The organism is Rothia mucilaginosa, assembly GCF_049990865.1.
GTDB classification, from domain to species: domain Bacteria; phylum Actinomycetota; class Actinomycetes; order Actinomycetales; family Micrococcaceae; genus Rothia; species Rothia mucilaginosa_I.
Genome location: NZ_CP188231.1, coordinates 75,379 through 95,924, shown reverse-complemented (window position 1 = coordinate 95,924; position 20,546 = coordinate 75,379). Strand labels below are relative to the sequence as shown.

Sequence of the window (20,546 nt, the reverse complement as noted above, 5' to 3'; positions counted from 1 at the left end):
CCGGAAGTACATAGAGTACAGTCCGAGCTCGGGTACAGTCCGGGCGCAGATACAGTGGGGTGCGTCGGTGCCGTTAGAGGGTCGCGCCGCCGTCGGCGACAATCTCCTGCATGGTGATGTGGCGTGCCGCCTCAGAAATGAGGAAAGCATTCACCGAGGCAATATCCGCCGGGTCGGCAATACGGCGCAGCGGAATGCCCAGGCGGAAGGTTTCCGGGTTACCGGCAACCGGCAGGGCGGAGCGGTCCTCACCCTCCCAGGCGTCGGTCACCATGGGGGTTCGGGTGGTGCCGGGGCAGACCGAGTTCGCGCGAATACCGTGCGCGGCAAGCTGCAGACCGAAGCTGGAACTCACGCGCGCCGCCGACGCCTTGGACGCACCGTAGGCGCCAAACTCCGCGCGGGGCACACGCGCCGCGTTGGAGGCGACCGTCACCAGGGACCGGCTGTTCGTCGGGTCGCTTTCCTGCTGGTCAATCATGATGCGGGCGAATTCGCGCAGGCACAGGAACACGCCGTCGGAGTTGACCGCGTGCAGGCGCTTCCAGGTGTCGAAGCTGGTTTCCAGGAGCGGCTGGCTGTGGGCGATGCCCGCGGCGAGCACCGCGCCGGTGATGGGTTCCTCGAGCGCCGCTACGGCGTTGGCGAGGGCGGTGACGGACTCTTCGCTCGTGACGTCTACGGCACGGTAACGGAAGATAGCGTCCCCGTAGGTCCCGAAGGAGGCGATGGGCTGCTCCGCAAGGTCCGCCGCAAATACCGAATAACCGTTCTTAATGAGCTGGTGGACGGTTGCCTCACCAATACCGCCATTCGCACCGGTCACAATCACCCAGCTCATGCGCGCGCCTCCTCAGCGGTCTCAGCACTCTCAGCGGTCTGCAGGTCGGCGAGCACATCGGCGGTGTTCAGCACGCGGGCGCAACGACCCGAAGCGTACTCGCACGCCAGGCGGTGCTCCTCCTCCGAGAAATCGGCGAGCGCATCGGCAACCATGAACGGCTGAATGTCACGCATGAACGCCTCCAGGGCGGTGGTCAGGCAGCCAATATGCGCGTACACGCCGCCGATAATGAGCTGGTCGCGGCCGGATTCCTTGAGCAGGTCCTCGAAGGGGCTGCGCACGAACGCGGAGTAGCGCCACTTGGTCAGCACGGTGTCTCGGTCGGTGGGTGCAAGTGCGTCGAGCACGCGGGCGGATTCATCGTTCTGCAGGCCGTCACCCCAGAAGTCGATGAGCAGGCGGCGGTCTTCGGGGTTCTGGCGCGGCGGCTGCGCGGTGTAGTAGACCGGGATTCCGGCGGCGTGGGCGGCGTCAATGAGGCGGCGCAGATTCCGAATGGCGATGTTAATCTGGGCATCGGCATTGCCGTAGCCCTCCCCCAGGTCAGCGCCTTCGAAAGCCTGAACGAAGTGCACCTGCATGTCGTGCACAAGCAGTACAGCTCGGGAGGGGTCCACAGGCCAGCTCACGCGATTGCTGTGTTCACGGTCAACGTAGGTGTAGGGCTTGATTTTGGGCAGTGCCATGATTCTCCCGGTTCGTGCCTATGGGTTGTATGCGCAGCGCAGGCAGTGCACCGTGGCGGGCGTAGCGGCGAGTGGGTGCTCTCCTCCGAGCCCCCCTCGCACCGACCGCCCACACAGTGAGCTTGCGCTTATCTCATAACCATCTTAGGGCATGCTTAGATACCAAGGTATATCTGAACCTTAACAAAAATGCTTCCCCACCCGCACCCCCGTTGATAGCACAACGGGCGGAACGGGCAGGGAAGCACTCGGACAAGCAGAAACGCTACGCGAAGCGTGAATTCGGGCGCGAATCTAGCTCGTTAAAACTAACTCTGTGAAACTAGTTCACGGGCACCGCGACGGCAAGAACCTCATTCAGACCCTCGGTAATCGAGGGGTGGGTGTAAATCTCGTCGCGCAGCTGCGAGGCGGTAATGCCGTGGCGCATCGCCAGAGCCACCAGGTTAATAACTTCCATGGACTCGATGACCAGCAGCTGGGCACCCAGAATCTGGTCGGTCTGCGCGTCAATCACGAACTTCATGATGCCGCGCGGGTTCTCCTGGGTCTTCGCACGCGGCATCGCGGCAACAGCGGCAACCGGCTTCGAAGCGACCTTCACCTTGTGGCCAGCCTCGATTGCCTCACGCTCGGTCAGACCAACCGAAGACAGCGGTGGGTTCATGTAGATGGTCGAAGCCACCGCCTTGCGGTCCTTGGTGGAGCGGGAACCGTCACCGACCAGCTGAGAGAGCACCACGCGGTAGTCATCCATGGAAATGTAGGTGAACTGTGGGCCGCCATTCACGTCACCGAGCGCGAAAATGTTCGGCACGGTGGTGCGCAGGTGCTCATCCACAACAATTGCACCGCGGTCGGTGGTTTCGATGCTGGTGTTCTCCAGACCCAGACCCTCGGTGGCGGGCTTGCGGCCGGTCGCAACCATCACGTAGTCCACCTCCAGCTCCCGGGTAGCACCCTCGGAGTCGAGGTAGGTCACGGTCACCGAGTCAGCGCCGTCCTTGAAGGACTGCACGCGCACGCCGGTGTGAGCGGTAATGTCCTGATCTGCGATAATCTCGCGGGCAACCTGGGCAACGTCCTCATCGTAGCGTCCGAAGAGGGCGGGGGCACCGTCCAGAATGGTTACCTCAGTGCCGTAGGAGGAGAAAATACCGGCAAACTCAACACCGATGGGGCCGCCACCGATGATGCCCAGGCGCTTGGGGCGCGGGGTGAGCTTCTGCAGCTCGGTGGAGGTGAGCACACGCTCAGATTCGCGGACGCCCTCAATCGGCGGGATGACCGACACGGCGCCGGTGTTGACGATGAAGTAGTCGGCGGTAACGCGCAGGGTGTCCTCGCCCGCGGTAACCTCAACCTCGGTGTCGGAGATGAAACGTGCGTGACCATCAATGAGCTTAGCGGTCTCGTTGGAGAGCAGGATTTCGCGGTTCTTGGCGCGCATCATGCCGGTCAGCTTGTCACGGAAGACCACGGCGGATTCGTAGGCGGCGTTTGCTTCTTCGAGGCTGCGCTCGCCGCTGGCGCGGAACTCGTCGGCGCGGTGCACGAGCGCCTTGGTGGGTACGCAACCGATGTTGATGCAGGTGCCGCCATACATGCCGGTGGACTGTTCGATGAGGGCAACGTTCTTGCCGGTCTTGGCGTATGCGCCGGCGAGGGTCTTGCCGCCCTTGCCGAAGCCGATGACGACCATGTCAAAGTGCAGCTGAGCGGGGGTGGTCATACTATTCTCCTGTGAAATTTAGATGATGATGTTTTCGCAGAGTTCAACGGGAAGAAATGAGTATTATTCCCGCGCGCCACATTTTTTCTTCTCCCCCAACCACCGCTAGGACATGAGCAAAGCCCCCACCCCTCTTCTACAACCACCCCTCGGCCAGTGTGGGCGTAGACTGAAACTACCCGGCTCCCTACGAGTAGCCGGCCTACGAACAGCCAATATTTTCAGGAGGATTCCATGAAAACCCACGATATTCTGCGCGACGCCGCCAGCCGCCCCGGCATCGAAGCCGCCGTAGCCGTCAAGGGGCTATCGGCTGAGGCATTGAACGCACATCCGGGTGGGCACCCGAACTCTATCGCCTGGCTCCTCTGGCATGCCGGACGACAAATGGACATGCAGCTTTCTGCTCTGAATGGTCAGCCGCAGGTCTGGGAGACTCAGGGTTTCAGGGAGCGTTTCAACCTGGGCGAGCTCGGCGACACCATGGGCTACGGCCACACCGCCGAGCAAGCACGCTCCATTGTGGTTGAAGATTCTGCCCTGCTGGTGGAATACCTTGTGGCGACCGACGAGGCGCTTGCCGACTACGCGCAGACACTGAGCGAGGCTGATTTGAGCGAGATTATTGACCGTTCGTGGACTCCGCCGGTAACTCGCGGTATGCGCCTGGTCAGCCTGATTGACGACGCAACCCAGCACGTGGGTCAGGCGGCGTACGCGGCGGGTATTCTCGCCGCGCAGGATTTCGCGGCGTAGGATTAGGATTTCACGCCCGCTAGAGGGGAACGAAAAGGCGGTGGCGCCTCGGACACAACCAGCCCGAGGCGCCACCGCCCGGTTGCGGGCAACCCCGATAACACCGCGAGCAGATAATATTTCGGCGAGAAGATAACGGACTGTTATCTGCTCGCGCATCTTGTGTCTTGTTTCGCCTCGGTTACAGCGTTCTTACCCGTGATAGAATCCACAGTATTATGAGACGCACCACAGACCCTTCGCCTGAGCACCCTGAATCACCTGCGTCGCGCATTCCAACAAACACACCAGACGCGACCGCAAAACCCACATCAGCAACGCCGCTGAACGCACGCGGGCAGCTCACGCTCCTGACCGCGCAGGTTTCTGATGCTCTTGCGTCCAGTATCCAAGCTATCGCCATGCCCCTGCTGACCTACGGCGCCACCGGCGACCTCGCCCACTCCGCTATCGTCATGGTCGTCGAGGCAGTCCCCGTCATCCTCTTCGCACCATTCGCAGGCGCTATCGCCGACAAATTCAACCGCAAAACCCTCACCGTCAGCTTCAGGCTCGCCAGCGCCGCCCTACTCATCGCATCCCCAGCCCTCTACGCCGCCGCAGGACTACCCGCCTTCCTCACCATCGCATTCCTCGTCTCAACCTTCGGCACCTTCTCATCCCCCGCAGCCTCCGCCGCCATGCCCTCCCTGCTCGGCGACGACTACCAAAAATACATGGCACGCCGCGGCAGCCTCATCTTCCTCGCCCAAACCCTCGGCCCCACCATCGCAGCCGCCGTCGCATCCTTCACCACCCCAGCCCTCGCCGTCGGATTCGCAGGCACCCTCAACCTGCTCGCTGCCCTCACCGTCGCCACCATACGCAACTACGACCTCACCCACGCCGAACGCACCGCCACCGTGCAGGAACACCACACCGGCAGACTCCTGCGCGAAGGCGCCGCCTACACCGCACACAACCCCATCGTGCGCGGTATGCTCACCTTCTGGTTCCTCTCCATCGCCGCCGTACCCATCACCACCCTGCCCATGCTCGAATACCTCACCCGCGGCCTCGGGCACGACTACACCGCCTTCGGAATCGCAACTTCCGTCTACGCCGCCGGATGCGTGATCAGCTCCTGGCTTTCAGCCAAACTCGGCGTCGGTACAGGCGCCGGGCGGGTGCGTATGACCAAACGCGGGTGGATGTGCATCTCCGGACTCGGCTACGGCGCCGTTTGTCTGAGTATGGGACTACACCCGGCGCTGTGGGCGGTACTCGTGCTCTGGTTCATCTGGGGCATGTTCTACGGACCCGAAGAAGTGCTCGGGCAAGTCCTCTTCGCAGACGCTATCGACGAACACATGCGCGGGCGCGTCTACAGCTTCATGGGTGTGGTTTTCTCCCTAGCGGGTATGGTCGGGTACCTCATCACCGGATGGGCGGTACCAGCGTTCGGCGCGATCAACACCATTGTTACCGGAGGGGCACTCTTCATCATCGCCACCGTATTCACGTTCATTCTCGGCCCGACTGCGCGAGCGATACGGGCGCAGGAATCGCGGAATGAGGCAAAGAGCCGTGCGGGTGCATGACTGTGCTCTGTATATCGCCTCGGGGCATCATCGCCTCACCTCCGCCACGTTGCGGGCAACCCTGATAACACCGCGAGCAGGTGATTTTTGGCCGAGCATGCAGGAAAAATACTACCTGCTCGGCCAAAAATCACCTGCTCGCGCCCTAGTGTTATGTATCTGCTCGCGGACTTGGGATAGGAATGAGCGCTTGACCCGAGAAACCTACCCGCGCTTCAGCAACGTCATAACCTCATAGTGGTCCGTATGCGGGAACATGTCCAGCACACGGCCCTGCACCGGCACATACGAGGGCATGCGCCCCAGATCCTTCGCCAAAGTCACCGCATTACAGCTCGAATACACCACACGGTCAATACCCGAACCCTCAATCCACGCGCACAAGCTCTCACCAATACCGCGGCGCGGCGGGTTCACCACCAGCATCTGCGGCACCGTGCCCGAAGACACCGCGAACTCCGGCGCGTCCTGCGCCGAAAAGTTCACGCCCTCCAGCCCATACTCAGCCACCGTGCGCTGCGCCGAAGCGACCGCCTCCGCACTAATCTCAATACCCGTCACCGAACCGCCGTCCATCACCGAAGCGGCATGCAGGGCAAAACCGCCCACGCCGCAGTACAAGTCCCACAGTGAGCGCGGAGCCACCTCACGCACCCACTCACGACCCTGCGCGTACATCGCCTCAGCGACCTTCGTGTTCGTCTGGAAGAAGCTCTGCGGACGCAAATGCAGGGTCAGGTCATTCACCTGCATCGGCAGGGTCTGACGCTCCGAGAGAATAATCTCCTCATCACCCTCAACGCGCGCCACCGGCTCACGCAGCAGGTTCACCGACAGCACTGCCAGGTTCGGCAGCCGCTCCTGTAGCCAGCCCATCTGGCGGCGAATCGGCACCAGAAGCTTCTTCGAACGCAGCACGAAACGCACCATCAGCTCACCCGCCGCCGAAGCAGTCACCAGAATATTCTTCAGCTCACCGCGACGGTTCGGAATGTCATAAGGGGTCAGGTCTGCACGCTGAATCAGCTCACGCAGCACCGGTATAGCCGCCTGAATCGGCTCCATATAGAGCGGGCATTCGCCAAGATCAGTGGAGGCGCCCGTACGGTAATCCACAATGCCCAGGGTCGGGTTCTTCGCCGAACCGCCCACCACGAGCTTCGCCTTATTGCGGAAGCCCGCCTCCGCACTGGTCACCGGATCCAACCACTGCAACTGCGGGTACGCGGCGAGCAGGGCGCGGGCGTGCTCCTGCTTCGCCTGCACCTGCGCGGTGTAGGCGGTCTCAATGCTGGGGCAGGAGGAGCAGAGGTCATCACGAAAATAGGCGCATTCCATAAGGAGCCATTCTACCGCCTCCACCGGCAGGCACGCCGCCGACCCATCACAGACACAGGATGCTCGGCTACACATGGGCACAGAAAAAGCGGAGGCGGCCACCCCTCATGGGTAGCCGCCCCCGCCTCATACGGATGCGTGGACCTGTGCCGGCTCAAGTACCAGCGTTAGGTCATCACCATGTCACGCTTCGCGTGCCACGGATTCCGTAGAAATTTACCCCATCAGGGATAAATTTCTACTACATCATTCCTGCCATGCCGTCCGCACCGGGAGTAGCCGCGCCAGCGGGCTCCGGCTTGTTCGCAACAACAGCCTCAGTGGTCAGGAACAGACCAGCAATCGACGCAGCGTTCTGCAGAGCCGAACGGGTCACCTTCACCGGGTCAGCAATACCAGCAGCCATCAGGTCCTCGTACTCGCCGGTCGCAGCGTTCAGGCCGGTACCAGCAGGCAGGGAACGAACACGGTCAACCACAACGCCCGGCTCCAGGCCAGCGTTAGCAGCGATCTGCTTCAGCGGTGCGTCAATAGCCACGCGCACAATGTTCGCGCCGGTAGCCTCATCACCGGTCAGCTCCAGCTTGTCGAAGACCTTCACGCCAGCCTGAATCAGAGCAACGCCACCACCGGGGACGATACCCTCCTCAACAGCAGCCTTAGCGTTACGCACAGCATCCTCAATGCGGTGCTTGCGTTCCTTCAGCTCAACCTCAGTTGCGGCACCAGCCTTCAGCACGGCCACGCCACCGGCGAGCTTAGCCAGGCGCTCCTGCAGCTTCTCACGGTCGTAGTCGGAGTCAGAGTTAGCAATCTCTGCGCGGATCTGAGCCACGCGACCCTCGATAGCTGCTGCGTCGCCTGCACCCTCGATGATGGTGGTCTCGTCCTTGGTCACAACGACCTTGCGGGCGGAACCGAGCATGTCCAGGGTTGCTGCGTCCAGGGACAGACCAACCTCTTCGGTGATGACCTGGCCACCGGTCAGGATAGCGATATCAGCCATCTGAGCCTTACGGCGGTCACCGAAGCCCGGAGCCTTCACAGCAACAGACTTGATGGAGCCGCGCATCTTGTTCAGCACCAGCAGAGCCAGAGCCTCACCCTCAACGTCCTCAGCAACGATCAGTAGCGGCTTGCCGGACTGCATAACCTTCTCCAGGACAGGGACGAGGTCCTTAACGTTCGAAATCTTCTGGTTCACAACCAGGATGTAGGGGTCCTCCAGGACTGCTTCCTGACGCTCCGGGTCGGTCACGAAGTAACCGGACAGGAAGCCCTTGTCGAAGCGCATACCCTCAGTCAGTTCTAGGTGCAGACCGAAAGTGTTGGAGTCCTCAACGGTGATGACGCCTTCCTTGCCGACCTTCTCCATTGCCTCAGCAATGAGCTTGCCGATCTCAGCGTCGCCAGCGGAAATCGAAGCGGTTGCAGCAATCTCTTCCTCGGTCTCAACTTCCTTCGCGGAGGAGAGCAGAGCCTCGGTCACAGCCTCAACAGCCTTCTCGATGCCGCGCTTGAGGCTCAGCGGGTCAGCACCAGCAGCCACGTTGCGCAGGCCCTCGCGAACCAGTGCCTGAGCCAGAACGGTAGCGGTGGTGGTACCGTCACCTGCGATGTCGTCAGTCTTCTTAGCAACTTCCTTGACGAGCTCCGCACCAATCTTCTCGTACGGATCCTCCAGCTCGATTTCCTTCGCGATCGAGACACCGTCGTTGGTGATGGTGGGGGCGCCCCACGCCTTCTCCAGCACAACGTTGCGGCCGCGGGGGCCGAGGGTCACCTTCACTGCATCGGCGAGGGTGTTCAAACCGCGCTCAAGGCCGCGGCGTGCCTCTTCGTCAAAAGCAATGAGCTTTGCCATAAGTGTCCTCCTGGACGATCGGATTTTTTCCTTCACCCTTGCGGGTGCGGTACATCTAAAATCGGGTGGCTGCCCCTCCACAACGTCCCCGTTACGTAAGGCGCGGGCAGAGTAGGGCGTAAAGCACCCGAATGCTACATCAATTGTGGCACCCGCACCGGCATGGAGCAAACGTTTAAGCCCAAGGTTGAAGGGTTAATCGCCCAGTGCTTAATCTGCACTCATTAAGCCCGCCAAAAGGGGCGTTACCGGTGTGCCTACCGGGGGCGCGTGAGGGGCGCTAAAAGCATCAACCCCACCCGGCGCATCAGTGGAATTGCGCGGATGGGGTTGAGATGGGGTTGAGCAGAAGTCGTTATGGCAGAAACAGTCGGCGCGGGCTCAGAATCACCCGGGCAACCGTCTGAACCTATTCCGCCGCAGTAGCGGAGCCGGTGTAGTCCGAGGACAGAACCACGATGACCTCGTGGTTGCCCATCTGCACATCGGAGGTTGCCTGACGCACCTGAGCAATACCCAGCTTCGAGGCGATACTCTGCGCCTGCGACTGGTAGCCCTCAGCGTAGTAGACCACGCTGGTTGCCGGTGCCGCACCCGTGTAGTTTGCTGTCTCGCTGATGGTGTAACCGGTCAGCAGTGCCGCCGCACCGGATGCGCTACCCGCCGGAGCCGCGGCATTGTAGACCGCCACGGAGATGGACTCAGCCAGACCGGTCTTCGTAGCGCTTGCCGATGCGGAAGCCTTAGACGGCGCAGAGGACGCCGACGCGCTTGCGGGGGCGGAGCTGCTCTTCGCGGTGGACGCCGAGTACTGCGGGGAGGCGGTGCGCGGCGCGTACACGTACATCGCGCCGCCGATGAGCAGACCGACTACGCCTGCAGCTACCAGGGGGATAGCGCCCTTGGGGCTCTTTGCCGGGTCAGCATTGACCGCGCGGTAGGTTCCGCGGCGGGCGGTATTTTCGTCTACCTCGTCAAATTCGTCGCGGGGGTAGCTCATTTATCCTCATTTCACGGGTCTCTGTTTACCGGCTGGTACCGTGCCTCCCTGCCTGGCGCGCGGGCGCGGCTGCGGAAGGTACGGTCTTGGTGTTCTAGTACCTAGAGTACCGGCTCAATTAGCGAGAACCAATGTGAACGCCCCGCAACCGGCTGCGAAAGAGACGGACACCGCACAGTGTTCAATCTCTGGTTGAACCTAAGGTGTGCGGGGTTGGATGCATAAGTTGGAGAGCTCGCGCGGCTCCCGCAATTCGAGCCCCTAGTCAGCGTCTCGGCGGGCGCGTAGAACGTCAATAATCTGCGGCGCTGCGGCGCGTACCCGCTCATCGTCGAGCATCACGTTCAGGCGCTGGTAGTAGGCAATCGGGGTGAAACCGGCGGCGATAATCGCTTTCTCTTTGGAACCCTGGTGTTTGAAGCGGCGGCGCTCCACCTCAAGGATGCGGCGCTCCACCGGGGTTAGGCCGCCGGGCTGGTTCTCCGTTTCCGGCTGGCTCTGCGCTTCCAATTGGCTCTGTGCTTCTGGCTGGCTCTGTGCGGTTTCAGCGCGTTCCTGTTCTGACACGTTCCCTCCTGTCTGTAGCTCGCCCGCTGCGGCTGGCGTCTCCTAGCGTGTGTATTCGTCATCCCCTAGTCTAGAAGAGAAACCTAGCCTAGAAGAGAACCTCATCCTAGAGGAGAGCCTCAGTCTAGAGGAGAAGCATTCGTCCCGCGCCCGGCCCCGTCACCGTCCGGGTCGCATCAGCACCAGGAGATTCCCCGAGGAGATTCATGAACCAGCCCCTCAGCAGCATTATGAGCGAGGATTGGGCGGCAGCGCTCGCCCCCGTCGAAGAGCAGATTCACGCCATGGGCGCTTTTCTGCGTGAGGAGCACGCGGCGGGGTACCGTACTTTCCCGCCTGCCGCCGATATTTTCAATGCGTTCCGCCGCCCGATGAGCCGGGTGAAGGTCCTCATTATTGGCCAGGACCCCTACCCCACCCCGGGCAACGCGATGGGTCTGTCGTTCTCGGTGCACCGCGGCATGCCGCTGCCTCGTTCGCTGAACAATATTTACAAGGAACTTGAGGACGATTTGGGTATCGCCCCGGCTAATCACGGCGACCTGTCCTGTTGGGCCGATGAGGGCGTCATGCTACTCAACAGGGTTTTGACGGTGCGTGAGTCTGATGCGGGTTCGCACCGCGGCAAGGGTTGGGAGGAGATTACCGAGTGCGCTATCCGTGCGCTGGTGGCGCGTAACCAGCCGCTGGTGGGTCTGCTGTGGGGCGCGGATGCACGCAAGTGCGCACCCATGCTGCAGCCGTACCCGAGCGTGGAGTCGGCGCATCCTTCGCCGCTGTCTGCTCGTCGTGGTTTCTTTGGTTCGCGCCCGTTTTCGACCGTGAATTCTTTGCTGGTGCAGCAGGGTGCGGAGCCGGTGGATTGGACGGTCCGTTAGGCGCAGCACAAGAGCCGGTGTAAGAGCTGGCTCAGTGGGTGTAGCGAAGGGGCGGTAGCTTGTGAGGTGAACTCGCAAGCTACCGCCCCTTCCCTACATCAATATATGCAATATTGGCTATATACCCTTGAAGGAGGGCTAAGAATCTGCCGGTTCCACATTCCGCGGAGTCGTAAAATGCTGTAGCGCATACTGCATCGTGTAATTGCCCAGAGCAACACCCGAAGCCATCGCCACAACAATCGAAACCGCCGTAATCATATTCTGCATACCCAGAATCACATCCGTCTCAACCGTCAGCAGATACATACCGCGGAAGAACGACAGACCCGGCAGCAAGAACGTAATCGCAGGAATCGAGAAAATCGCCTGAGGCACATGCAGACGGTACGCAAAATACGTGCTCAACGCACCAATCACAACCGCAGCACACGCCGTCGGACCGCGACCAGCACTCGGACCGGCAAGCAACTCATAGCCGTAATACGCCGCCAAACCGCAACCCGTAATGACCATCAGCCAACCGACCTTCACCAGCTTCGTCTGCAAAGTAATTGCAAAGGTTGCAATCGCCACCAGGAAGAAGAAAGACGCCGCCAGCGGGGTCGTCGGTTCAAAACGTAGCTGCTCAATATCCAGGGTCGGGCCATTGAAAATATTGATCGCACTCACCGCAGTCGCAATGCCGACCACCAGACCCAAGAAGCTCATGCCCGTCGACACGAAACGACCCGCAGCCGTCACCGGGAAGCCGTTAATCGCATCCTGCACGGCACCCACCAGACGCGGCGTTGGCAAGAACATAATCATGCCCGCAGCCACCACCAGAGGCGCCGAAATCGCCTCCCCCTGACGCTGCAACACCGAAAGAATGGATCCCTCACCGCCCAGCCAAATCGCCAAGAAGGTCATCAGACCCGCACTAGCGGCCATGCGGAAGAACGCCGGAATACCAATCGAACTCAACCACTGAATCAGCAAGTACACGGGAATAAAAATAATCACCGCACTCAACGCCGTCGCAAAACTCGCCCCCAGCGCCGCCGTCAGGGTTCCAGCACACGCCAGATTCGCCGCCCACACCACCAGAGGCGGAAACGGCTTGGGTCGGTGCGTAATCTGGCTCAGCTTCAAATCGGCGATTTCCAGGGTCATGCCGCCACGAGTGATCTTATAGATCAGGCCGTACACCTCAGAAAGTGCCTCATAGTTCTCAGTGGAGGAACGCACCACACGCACCAGGGTGTGGGTGAAACGCTCGTCTGCGTTCGCATTGCGCTTGGCGATGCGGGACTCCATGTAAATATCGGGGTCCGACGTGTAGTTGATGGTCACCGACTGGTTCGTAATATCGACTTCCACCGAGTCCAGCCCGTACGCCGAAGAGACCGCAATAATCGCCGAGTCCACGTCCATGGCGTCCGCACCGTAGTGGAACATCGCCTCAGCCAGGCGCAGGGTAAAGTTCAGGGTATCGCGGGCATACTCCTTCTCACGGCGGAACGCCTCACGACGCTCATGCTCTTCAGTGCGGATAGTCGGCACAAACTGACGCTGAGCGATGCGCTGGGCGCCACGCGGGGCGGCGGGTGCTGCCTCCTCAGTGCGCACGAAGGAGCGGAGGCGACGCGAACCCCAACGGCCGCCGCTACCGCGCCCGTGGAGGCCCTGAGCGCCCCTATCAACCAGCGGTACGGAGTTCGTGGGCATCGAGACGGGCCCGGTCTTCGGCATTGCGGCAGGATCCGCGCCGAAGCGGCGGGCAGCGTGCGAGTTAGGTACCTGCGGAATCATGCCGGTCATGGGCACCGGTTGGGAGGGGCGGGTCAACGCCGCCTCGGTCACCATATTGCTGGCGGTGAGGGGGTTCGGGTCCTCACGGTATGCGTCCAGGTCGTCGTCAGGTACGAGGGAGGGGTCAATGACGGTGCGCGCACCGTGACCGTTAGGGCGCAGCTCGGGGTCGCCGGTGGGCTCTACCTCCTGCGCGGGGATACCCATGTCTGCTGCGGCCTCCTGCAGTACCTCACTGACAGCTTCCGCTGCGACGGTACCTTCCTGAGCCTTCGCGGCAGGGGCCTGCTGAGCCAACACGCGGCGCAATTTCTCGTCGGTAACCTGGTCTAGTGAAACCAGGGGAAAACCGCGCTTACCGGCAATGTAGCCCGCGGTAGTATTCTGCTCGCTTCCTTCCGTTGCGACAGTGTTTACTTCGCCTGCATGCGAAGCATCCCGCGATGTGGAGGTCGCGGGGGTGTTCCTCGATTCTGCCAATGTCCCTCCCAGATAGACAGTGCCTTTTTAGTCTAACAAGGGCGCGATTCTGCGGTAGCACCGGGGAGCAAAAATACTGTTTTTCTAGGTGTTGTTTTCTGCACTAACGGCACCATGTGTGACCTGCGTTGGATAGCTTCATTGAAATGATGAGAAAGCGGGGTCGCTACTGTACAGAAAATATTGTGGGGAATATTTTTGCGGGTATTTCGAGGAAAAAATAAAGGTTATTTATACATTAAGATTTAGCGGGAAAATAACCCCCTTATGCCTCCACCCATAACGCAATGAAATATGAATTATTCATAATAAAAAATATCCCGCCACCGAAGTGACGGGATATTCACGCTTTAAGGCGGTAGCCTTCACAGCATCCGAAGCGCACCGCTTAGGGGTTCACCTCAGAGGCGAGAGTCAATTACTCAGCGTCGTGGTCGGTCTCGAGGATCTTAACCAGCGAGTCCAGAGCCTCTTCAGCACCTTCGCCCTCAGCGCGCAGGACAACAACGTCGCCGTGCTTTGCACCCAGGGACATCAGGGACAGAATCGATGCAGCGTCCATAGCCTCATCTGCGGGCTCACCCTTAGCAGCGATGGTCACCTCAACGGGGAGGTCGCCAGCTGCCTCAGCGAAGATAGCTGCCGGACGTGCGTGCAGGCCAACACGGCTTGCAATAGTGGCTTCGCGCTCTGCCATTATGTTTCTCCTTTGATTAAGGAACCGAAAATATATCAGTACCTATTCTAAATGAACGGGGCGCTTCAGGACCCGCCCTTACTCTATAAATTGTACCGTTCAGCCATACGCTAACAAGTACAAAAATGCCGGATGCAGAAATAAAACTCTACACCCGGCATTTTCGTGGACTCAGGCACCGCCCAGCACACCCCACCAAGGAGCGGCAGGCAACCCCGGAATCGTTTTAAGGCTTAGAGGCCCAGCTCGTCCAGAATCGGCAGAGCCTTGCGTGCGCTCTCCTTCGCCTCAGCAGAAGAGATCTGCTGCAGAGCGATAGCTGCAATCTGCTGTGCCTTCTCCTTGGTCACGGACTTCAGAACCGCAGCCACAGCGGGGATAGCGCCAGCGTTCATGGACAGGGTGTCAACGCCCAGACCAATCAGAACAACAGCCAGAGCCGGGTCAGCCGCAGCCTCACCACAGACGCTCACGTACTTCTTCTTACCCGCGGTGACCGATGCACGCTGAGCACCCTCAACGGTCATCTTAATCATCTTCAGCACTGCGGGCTGCCAGGGGTTGTTCAGGTGCGCCAGGTCGCCCAGCAGACGGTCAGCCGCCATGGTGTACTGGGTCAGGTCGTTGGTGCCGATAGACACGAAGTCGACCTCGCCCAGGATAGCCTCAGCGTTCATCACAGCTGCGGGGGTCTCAACCATCACACCGTGAACGGGCAGGCCAATCTCCTTAAGCATGTTCGCGAAGTTGCGTGCCTCGGAGGTGGTCGAAATCATCGGAGCCATAACCCAGATGTCAGCGTCGGAGTTCTCCGAAGCGGCCTTAATAGCCTCCAGCTGGCGGGTCAGAACGCCCGGAACGGTCCAGTCGGTACGGAAACCGCGAACACCCAGTGCGGGGTTCTCTTCGGGGTTCACGTTCAGGAACGGCAGGGGCTTGTCAGCGCCAGCGTCCAGGGTACGGACCACAATGTGCTTGCCGGGGAATGCGTCAAACACGGACTTGTAAGTCTTAGCCTGAGTCTCGATGGAAGGCTCAGCGTCGTGGCCCAGGAAGCCGAACTCGGTGCGGAGCAGACCAACACCCTCAGCCTTCAGGCTTGCAGCCTTCTCAGCGGACTTGCCGTCACCAACGTTTGCGTACAGCGGTACGCGAGTGCCGTCAGCCAGCACACCCTGACCGTCGAAGTCAGCGACGGGCTTGCGGTTTGCGTACTTAATCGCTGCTTCGCGGTCAGCGTCGGTGGGCTCGGTGTCAACGATGCCTTCGTTAGAGTCCACGTAGACGATGGTGCCGTCAGCAATCTCGGTCACGCCCTTAGCCGCAACGATAGCGGGCAGACCCAAGCCGCGAGCCAGAATAGCGGTGTGCGCCTGGGGGCCACCGTCAGAGGTGATCAGTGCGATAACCTTCTCGGGGTCCAGGGTTGCGGTATCAGCCGGTGCCAGGTCAATAGCAGCCAGGATGAACGGCTCGTCAGAAACGGGGATGCCGGGAGCCTGCTGGCCAGTCAGCTCAGCAACGATGCGGGCACGCACGTCGTGGATGTCGGTGACGCGCTCAGCCATGTAGCCACCCAGAGCAGCCATCTGGTCTGCGAAGGAGGTTGCAGCCTCCCAGATTGCGCGCTCGGGAGCCATCTCCTGAGTCTCAACCAGCTTAATAGCGCTCTTGATGAGTGCACGGTCGGTAGCCATCTGAGAAGTAGACTTCAGAACAGCCTTACCGTCACGGCTTGCGTTCTCTGCGCGAGCCAGCAGGTCTTCCTTGACGCGGACCGACGCGTCCTTGATGCGCTGTGCTGCAGCCTCAGCGGTCTCACCGCTCAGACGCAGACCGTCCTTGGGTTCCTCGATGGGCTTAGGCATCTGAAGAACGGGGCCAATAACGCGGCCGGCGTATACGCCGACGCCCTTGTAGGTAGTCATAGAGTTCATGTCCTATCTGTGGTTTGTCTACAGTGTAACGTGTTTTTTCACGCTCGCGCCTGCAAACAGACGGTCAAATGAAGGTGAGGTTATACGGCCTTTATGCGGATGCCTTAGAACGGGCACCCAGGGACTTCAGCACCACGTACAGCAGCGCCGAAACAACGGTACCGGCAACAACAGCCGCCAGGAACATCAGCGGGTTCTGCGCCAGACCAATAATCCAAATACCACCGTGCGGAGCCGGGGAAGCCACGTGCGCACCCATGGAGATTGCACCGGCGATAGCGCCACCAACAATGGTCGAAGGAATCACGCGAGCCGGGTCAGCCGAGGCGAAGGGAATAGCGCCCTCAGAGATGAAGGATGCACCCAGCAGCCACGCAGCCTTACCGTTCTCACGCTCGTTCTCGTTGAACAGCTTGGGGCGCAGGGTGGTTGCCAGTGCCATAGCCAGCGGCGGAACCATACCGGAGATAATGACGGCAGCCATGATTTCCTGGTTTACGGTCGCACCCGAGGACAGGCCGGCGGTTGCGAAGAGGTAAGCAGCCTTGTTGATGGGGCCGCCCAGGTCAGAAGCCATCATGGCGCCCAGGATCAGACCCAGCACCAGAGCGGAGCCACCAGACATGGAGGTCAGCCAATCCTGCAGGGTGGTCATAACCCACGCCAGGGGCGCACCGAGCAGCAGGTACATTGCCAGGCCGGCAACCAGAGAAGTCACCAGCGGGGTGATGACCACGGGCATCATCGAGCCAAGCCAGCGGGGCAGCTTCAGGGTACCCAGAGCGTACGCAATCAGACCGGCGAGAATACCGCCAACAATACCGCCGAGGAAGCCTGCGTTCACGGCAAGAGCCACCGAACCGGCGATAAAGCCCGGAGCGATACCGGGACGCTGAGCCAAACCGTACGCAATGTACGCGGCAAGAGCCGGAACCATCAGGCTCAGACCGAAACCACCGATGGTCTGCAGAACAGCACCCAGGTACAGGGTCCAGTGCACATCACCGAGGTTGAACAGGGTTGCCGAGTCGAGAATCGCCTTGGTGTTCACCTCGCCAAGGTTCGGCACCGTAATTGCCTCGAAAACGAAGCCCAGGGCGACCAAAATACCGCCGGCAGCAACGAACGGAATCATGTAGGAGATACCGGTCATCACGGCCTTGTAGATGCGCGAGCCCCAAGCGCCTTCGGTAGCGCCTGCGCTATCCTCACCGCTGGATGCGGCAGCGGCAACGCGCGCACCATTGGGGTTCTCAGCCTCAGCCAGAGCCTCCGCAATCATTTCCTTAGGCTCGTCAATACCGCGCTTGACGGGAGACTCGACAAAGGGCTTACCCGCGAAGCGGTTACGCTCACGCACGTTCACGGACACCGCGAAAATCACGGCGTCGGCGGCGTCAATATCGGCCTGGCTCAGGGTTTCGTTACCCGAGGAGCCCTGGGTCTCAACCTTCAGGTCGTAGCCGAGCTCTTCAGCAGCGTACTTGAGGGCGTCCGCAGCCATGTAGGTGTGAGCGATACCGGTGGGGCATGCGGTCACAGCAACAATCTTCTTCACCGGAGCCGAAGCAACGGGAGCTTCCTGAGCGGAGGCAGCAGGTGCGGCGGGTGCGGCCTCGGCGGGCTTAGCCTCTGCCTTCTTCTCACCTACGCCGAGCGCACCGTTGACCAGCTCAACGATCTCTTCAGCCGAGGAGGCTTCGCGCAGGGACGCGGTGAAGCTCTTCTTCATCAGGGAGCGTGCCAGGGTGGAGAGTAGCTTCAGGTGAGCCTGGTCAGCGCCATCGGGCGCAGCAATGAAGAAAATCAGGTCGGCGGGGCCGTCCTTTGCACCGAAGGAAACTGCCGGGTTGGGTCGTGCCATTGCCAGGGTTGGCTCGGTGACGGCGGCGCTACGGCAGTGCGGAATCGCAATACCGCCGGGGATGCCGGTGTCGGTCTTAGATTCGCGTGCCTCGGCAGCCGCGTAGAGTTGCTCGAAGTCGGTAGCGCGTCCGGCATTTACGACTGCCTGAGCGAGCTTGGCAATTACGTCGAATCGGGTCTCGCCGAGATTCTCGTCCAGAAGGACGAGATCTGCGGTGATTAGATCAGACATATTCCCTCCTCGGGTATGTGTTAGGGCGGGGATTCGCTCAGCGGTGCCGGGCTTCTCCCCTATGAGTTCAAAGTGTGTGCTGTGTGTGTTGCGTTCGTATGCGCGTGGCTGTTTAGCACCCCGGCTTATATTCCCTTCAGGGAATAAAAGCTGGAGGTGCGAAAACAGTCCGAATTAGAGCTTTAGAGCTGCAGCTGACGAACAGTGACCTTCTCAGGAGTGGTCTGCTCCAACGAAGGCATACGGGTACCCGGCAGAGCAGCAGCAGCCGAACCGTGAGCTACCGCCTGAACCAGGCAACCGGGGGCATCCTCACCACGAGTGTGAGCAATCAAGAAACCGGACAGCGACGAGTCACCGGCACCCACAGTGCTACGAACCTGAATCGGCTCGTGCACAGCGTGCCAGATACCCTGCTCAGTGACCAGCACTGCGCCGCCGCCGCCGAGGGTGGCAAGCACGTACTCGATGCCGTCGCCGAGCAGCTTCTGGGCGGTGCGGGCGGTCAGCTCGGGGCTAGCCTCCAGCTCCTCCCAGTTATCGCTGCCGGTCAGCTGAGCCAGCTCCTCCGAGTTGGGCTTAATCAGGGTGGGCTTGTGCTCACCGGCGACAGTCGCGATCAGCGGCGCCTCAGAGGTATCGATAGCGATCTTGCCCTCGTAGCCGGAGGCGCGCAGTGCCGCCACCAGCTCGGAGTAGTAGGTCGGCTCCAGGCCCGGAGGCAGCGAACCAGCCAGAACCACCCAGTCGGCACCCTTGGAACGCTCAACCACCAGCGCATCCAGCTTCTGACGCAGTTCGGCATCAAAAACGGTGCCGGGGGCGTTCAGCTTGGTGGTGGTACCATCCGGATCAACCACGGTGACGTTCGAGCGAATCGGCTCACCGGTGGGCAGGTTAGCGAACTCAACATCCACAGCCTGCAGTGCGGTCAGCACCGGGTCGGTGGCTTCACCAGGCACGATGGCGAGGGTCGGCACACCGGAAACCTGCAGGGCGCGGGAAATATTCACGCCCTTGCCACCGGGATCCTGTACGGCACCGACAGCACGCTGCACGGCACCGTGAGCCAGGGGTGCACCGAGTTCAATGGTGCGGTCCAGGCTGGGGTTGGCGGTCAGAGTAATAATCATTAGGCGATCACAATCTCAACGTTTGCGGCCTCGAGTGCCTGGCGGAGGGCACCTTCGGGCTCGCGATCGGTAATGAGGGTGTCAATATCCTCAAATCCGGCGAAGCGGACCAGGGATTCCTGACCGAACTTCGCGGAGTCACAAAGCAGGACCACGCGGCGGGCTGCCTTGCAAATTGCGGTCTTGACGATGGCTTCGTTCATGCCGGGGGTGGAGATGCCGAAGTGGGATTCGATGCCGTTGGCACCAATGAAAGCAATATCGGGGCGCATGGTGCCGAAGTGCTCTGCGGCGCGTGCGCCAACAGCAGCCCAGGTCATCTTGCGCAGCTGGCCGCCAACCAGTTCAAGGGTGACGCCCTCGGCTTCGGCGAGCTTGACTGCAATGTGCAGTGCGTGGGTGATGATGATGCGGTCGTTGCCGGTCTTGAGACTGAAATTCTCAGCGCCGATGTGGTCGGCGAGAATTTCGATGGTGGAGCCTGCGTCCAGGACGATGGAGCCTGCCTCGGAGTCGCGTAGCATCTGGTATGCCTTGGTGGCGATGCGGCGCTTCTCGGGGGTGTTCATGCCCTGTCGGGAGGAGATGGAGGACTCCAGGGAGGTGGACTGCTCAATGGTGACGGCACCACCGTGGACACGGCGGAGCTTACCTGCTTCTTCCAGTGCGGCGAGGTCACGACGCACGGTCTCCATGGTCACATCGTAACGGCGCGCAAGGTCAGCGCCGTTGACACGACGTGCGGAGGCAACAAGCTTTGCAATTTCGGCACGGCGTTCTTCTGCGAACATAAATCTGGTGTTCCTTTGGACTAGTGGGAGGAAATCTGTGCGTTCTTTTCTGCGTTCTGCTCGGCTTTTTAGGACCGTGAGAGACATGGTTTCAGTGAGCCGGCAGAGCGCTTGAGGGTAATACTTGATTTTATGTGGGTTTTTGTGGGCAAGTCAATATAAAACGCTGTATTTACCGGAATATTACCCGAATGTTCCCTACCGAAACCACACTACGTTGGAGGTCACTGCCTGTTTATGTCTGTTTGACCTAATGAACTGTTGGGTTTTCCCACTCCCCACCATCCGCACACTGCCAAATACCTACGCTGCGCCCTCATGAGGGCAAAAAAGTGGAGGCGCCGGCTCCGAGAACCCTCGACGAAAACCCT

General features: G+C 60.6%; 16 protein-coding genes. 3 read left to right on the top strand and 13 right to left on the bottom strand.

Features of this window, described 5'->3' with window-relative positions; all coding sequences use genetic code 11:
• Nucleotides 1-73: 73 nt before the first annotated feature.
• The 3 genes from ACP3RB_RS00435 to ACP3RB_RS00425 form a co-directional block, all read right to left on the bottom strand.
• Nucleotides 74-841: an SDR family oxidoreductase gene (locus ACP3RB_RS00435; protein WP_426699120.1), complete on the bottom strand. Its 768-nt coding sequence runs from the start codon at nucleotides 839-841 to the stop codon at nucleotides 74-76.
• On the bottom strand, nucleotides 838-1,530 hold the full coding sequence (locus tag ACP3RB_RS00430; protein WP_426699119.1) for an isochorismatase family protein: 693 nt from the start codon (nucleotides 1,528-1,530) through the stop codon (nucleotides 838-840). Before ACP3RB_RS00430 ends, ACP3RB_RS00435 begins: the two co-directional genes overlap by 4 nt.
• 322 nt (nucleotides 1,531-1,852) lie before the next feature.
• Complete coding sequence (locus ACP3RB_RS00425; RefSeq protein ID WP_426699118.1) at nucleotides 1,853-3,262, bottom strand: FAD-dependent oxidoreductase; 1,410 nt, start codon at nucleotides 3,260-3,262, stop codon at nucleotides 1,853-1,855.
• 234 nt (nucleotides 3,263-3,496) lie between these two features.
• On the opposite strand from ACP3RB_RS00425, the gene ACP3RB_RS00420 reads away from it, so the two are divergent.
• Nucleotides 3,497-4,018, top strand: a complete 522-nt coding sequence (locus tag ACP3RB_RS00420; RefSeq protein WP_049363487.1) for a mycothiol transferase — start codon at nucleotides 3,497-3,499, stop codon at nucleotides 4,016-4,018.
• Nucleotides 4,019-4,236: 218 nt separating this feature from the next.
• Nucleotides 4,237-5,598: an MFS transporter gene (locus ACP3RB_RS00415; RefSeq protein WP_246824527.1), complete on the top strand. Its 1,362-nt coding sequence runs from the start codon at nucleotides 4,237-4,239 to the stop codon at nucleotides 5,596-5,598.
• Nucleotides 5,599-5,802: 204 nt separating this feature from the next.
• Here ACP3RB_RS00415 and rlmC read toward each other — a convergent pair whose 3' ends face one another.
• The 4 genes from rlmC to ACP3RB_RS00395 form a co-directional block, all read right to left on the bottom strand.
• The gene (gene rlmC / locus ACP3RB_RS00410) at nucleotides 5,803-6,936 is read right to left on the bottom strand and encodes a 23S rRNA (uracil(747)-C(5))-methyltransferase RlmC (protein WP_413041542.1); all 1,134 of its coding nucleotides are present in this window, start codon (nucleotides 6,934-6,936) and stop codon (nucleotides 5,803-5,805) included.
• A 241-nt stretch (nucleotides 6,937-7,177) separates the two neighbouring features.
• Nucleotides 7,178-8,800 carry a chaperonin GroEL gene (gene groL, locus ACP3RB_RS00405; protein WP_314609125.1) on the bottom strand — a complete coding sequence of 541 codons (1,623 nt, stop codon included), beginning with the start codon at nucleotides 8,798-8,800 and terminating at the stop codon, nucleotides 7,178-7,180.
• 409 nt (nucleotides 8,801-9,209) lie between these two features.
• Nucleotides 9,210-9,800: a LytR C-terminal domain-containing protein gene (locus ACP3RB_RS00400; protein WP_314609126.1), complete on the bottom strand. Its 591-nt coding sequence runs from the start codon at nucleotides 9,798-9,800 to the stop codon at nucleotides 9,210-9,212.
• A 261-nt stretch (nucleotides 9,801-10,061) separates the two neighbouring features.
• On the bottom strand, nucleotides 10,062-10,367 hold the full coding sequence (locus tag ACP3RB_RS00395) for a DUF3263 domain-containing protein (RefSeq protein WP_314935127.1): 306 nt from the start codon (nucleotides 10,365-10,367) through the stop codon (nucleotides 10,062-10,064).
• Nucleotides 10,368-10,573: 206 nt separating this feature from the next.
• Between ACP3RB_RS00395 and ACP3RB_RS00390 the strand changes: the two genes are divergently transcribed.
• Nucleotides 10,574-11,245 carry a uracil-DNA glycosylase gene (locus tag ACP3RB_RS00390; protein ID WP_311648419.1) on the top strand — a complete coding sequence of 224 codons (672 nt, stop codon included), beginning with the start codon at nucleotides 10,574-10,576 and terminating at the stop codon, nucleotides 11,243-11,245.
• Between the two features lie 138 nt (nucleotides 11,246-11,383).
• On the opposite strand, the gene ACP3RB_RS00385 is transcribed toward ACP3RB_RS00390, so the two are convergent.
• The 6 genes from ACP3RB_RS00385 to ACP3RB_RS00360 form a co-directional block, all read right to left on the bottom strand.
• On the bottom strand, nucleotides 11,384-13,519 hold the full coding sequence (locus ACP3RB_RS00385; RefSeq protein ID WP_426699117.1) for a threonine/serine ThrE exporter family protein: 2,136 nt from the start codon (nucleotides 13,517-13,519) through the stop codon (nucleotides 11,384-11,386).
• Nucleotides 13,520-13,937: 418 nt separating this feature from the next.
• The gene (locus ACP3RB_RS00380) at nucleotides 13,938-14,216 is read right to left on the bottom strand and encodes an HPr family phosphocarrier protein (protein ID WP_005504506.1); all 279 of its coding nucleotides are present in this window, start codon (nucleotides 14,214-14,216) and stop codon (nucleotides 13,938-13,940) included.
• Nucleotides 14,217-14,449: 233 nt separating this feature from the next.
• Nucleotides 14,450-16,144: a phosphoenolpyruvate--protein phosphotransferase gene (ptsP, locus tag ACP3RB_RS00375; protein ID WP_060824889.1), complete on the bottom strand. Its 1,695-nt coding sequence runs from the start codon at nucleotides 16,142-16,144 to the stop codon at nucleotides 14,450-14,452.
• Nucleotides 16,145-16,244: 100 nt separating this feature from the next.
• Nucleotides 16,245-18,251, bottom strand: a complete 2,007-nt coding sequence (locus tag ACP3RB_RS00370; protein ID WP_311648425.1) for a PTS fructose transporter subunit IIABC — start codon at nucleotides 18,249-18,251, stop codon at nucleotides 16,245-16,247.
• A gap of 182 nt (nucleotides 18,252-18,433) precedes the next feature.
• Nucleotides 18,434-19,384: a 1-phosphofructokinase family hexose kinase gene (locus ACP3RB_RS00365; protein ID WP_049353217.1), complete on the bottom strand. Its 951-nt coding sequence runs from the start codon at nucleotides 19,382-19,384 to the stop codon at nucleotides 18,434-18,436.
• Nucleotides 19,384-20,175, bottom strand: a complete 792-nt coding sequence (locus ACP3RB_RS00360; RefSeq protein ID WP_294630095.1) for a DeoR/GlpR family DNA-binding transcription regulator — start codon at nucleotides 20,173-20,175, stop codon at nucleotides 19,384-19,386. Before ACP3RB_RS00360 ends, ACP3RB_RS00365 begins: the two co-directional genes overlap by 1 nt.
• Between the last annotated feature and the right edge of the window lie 371 nt (nucleotides 20,176-20,546).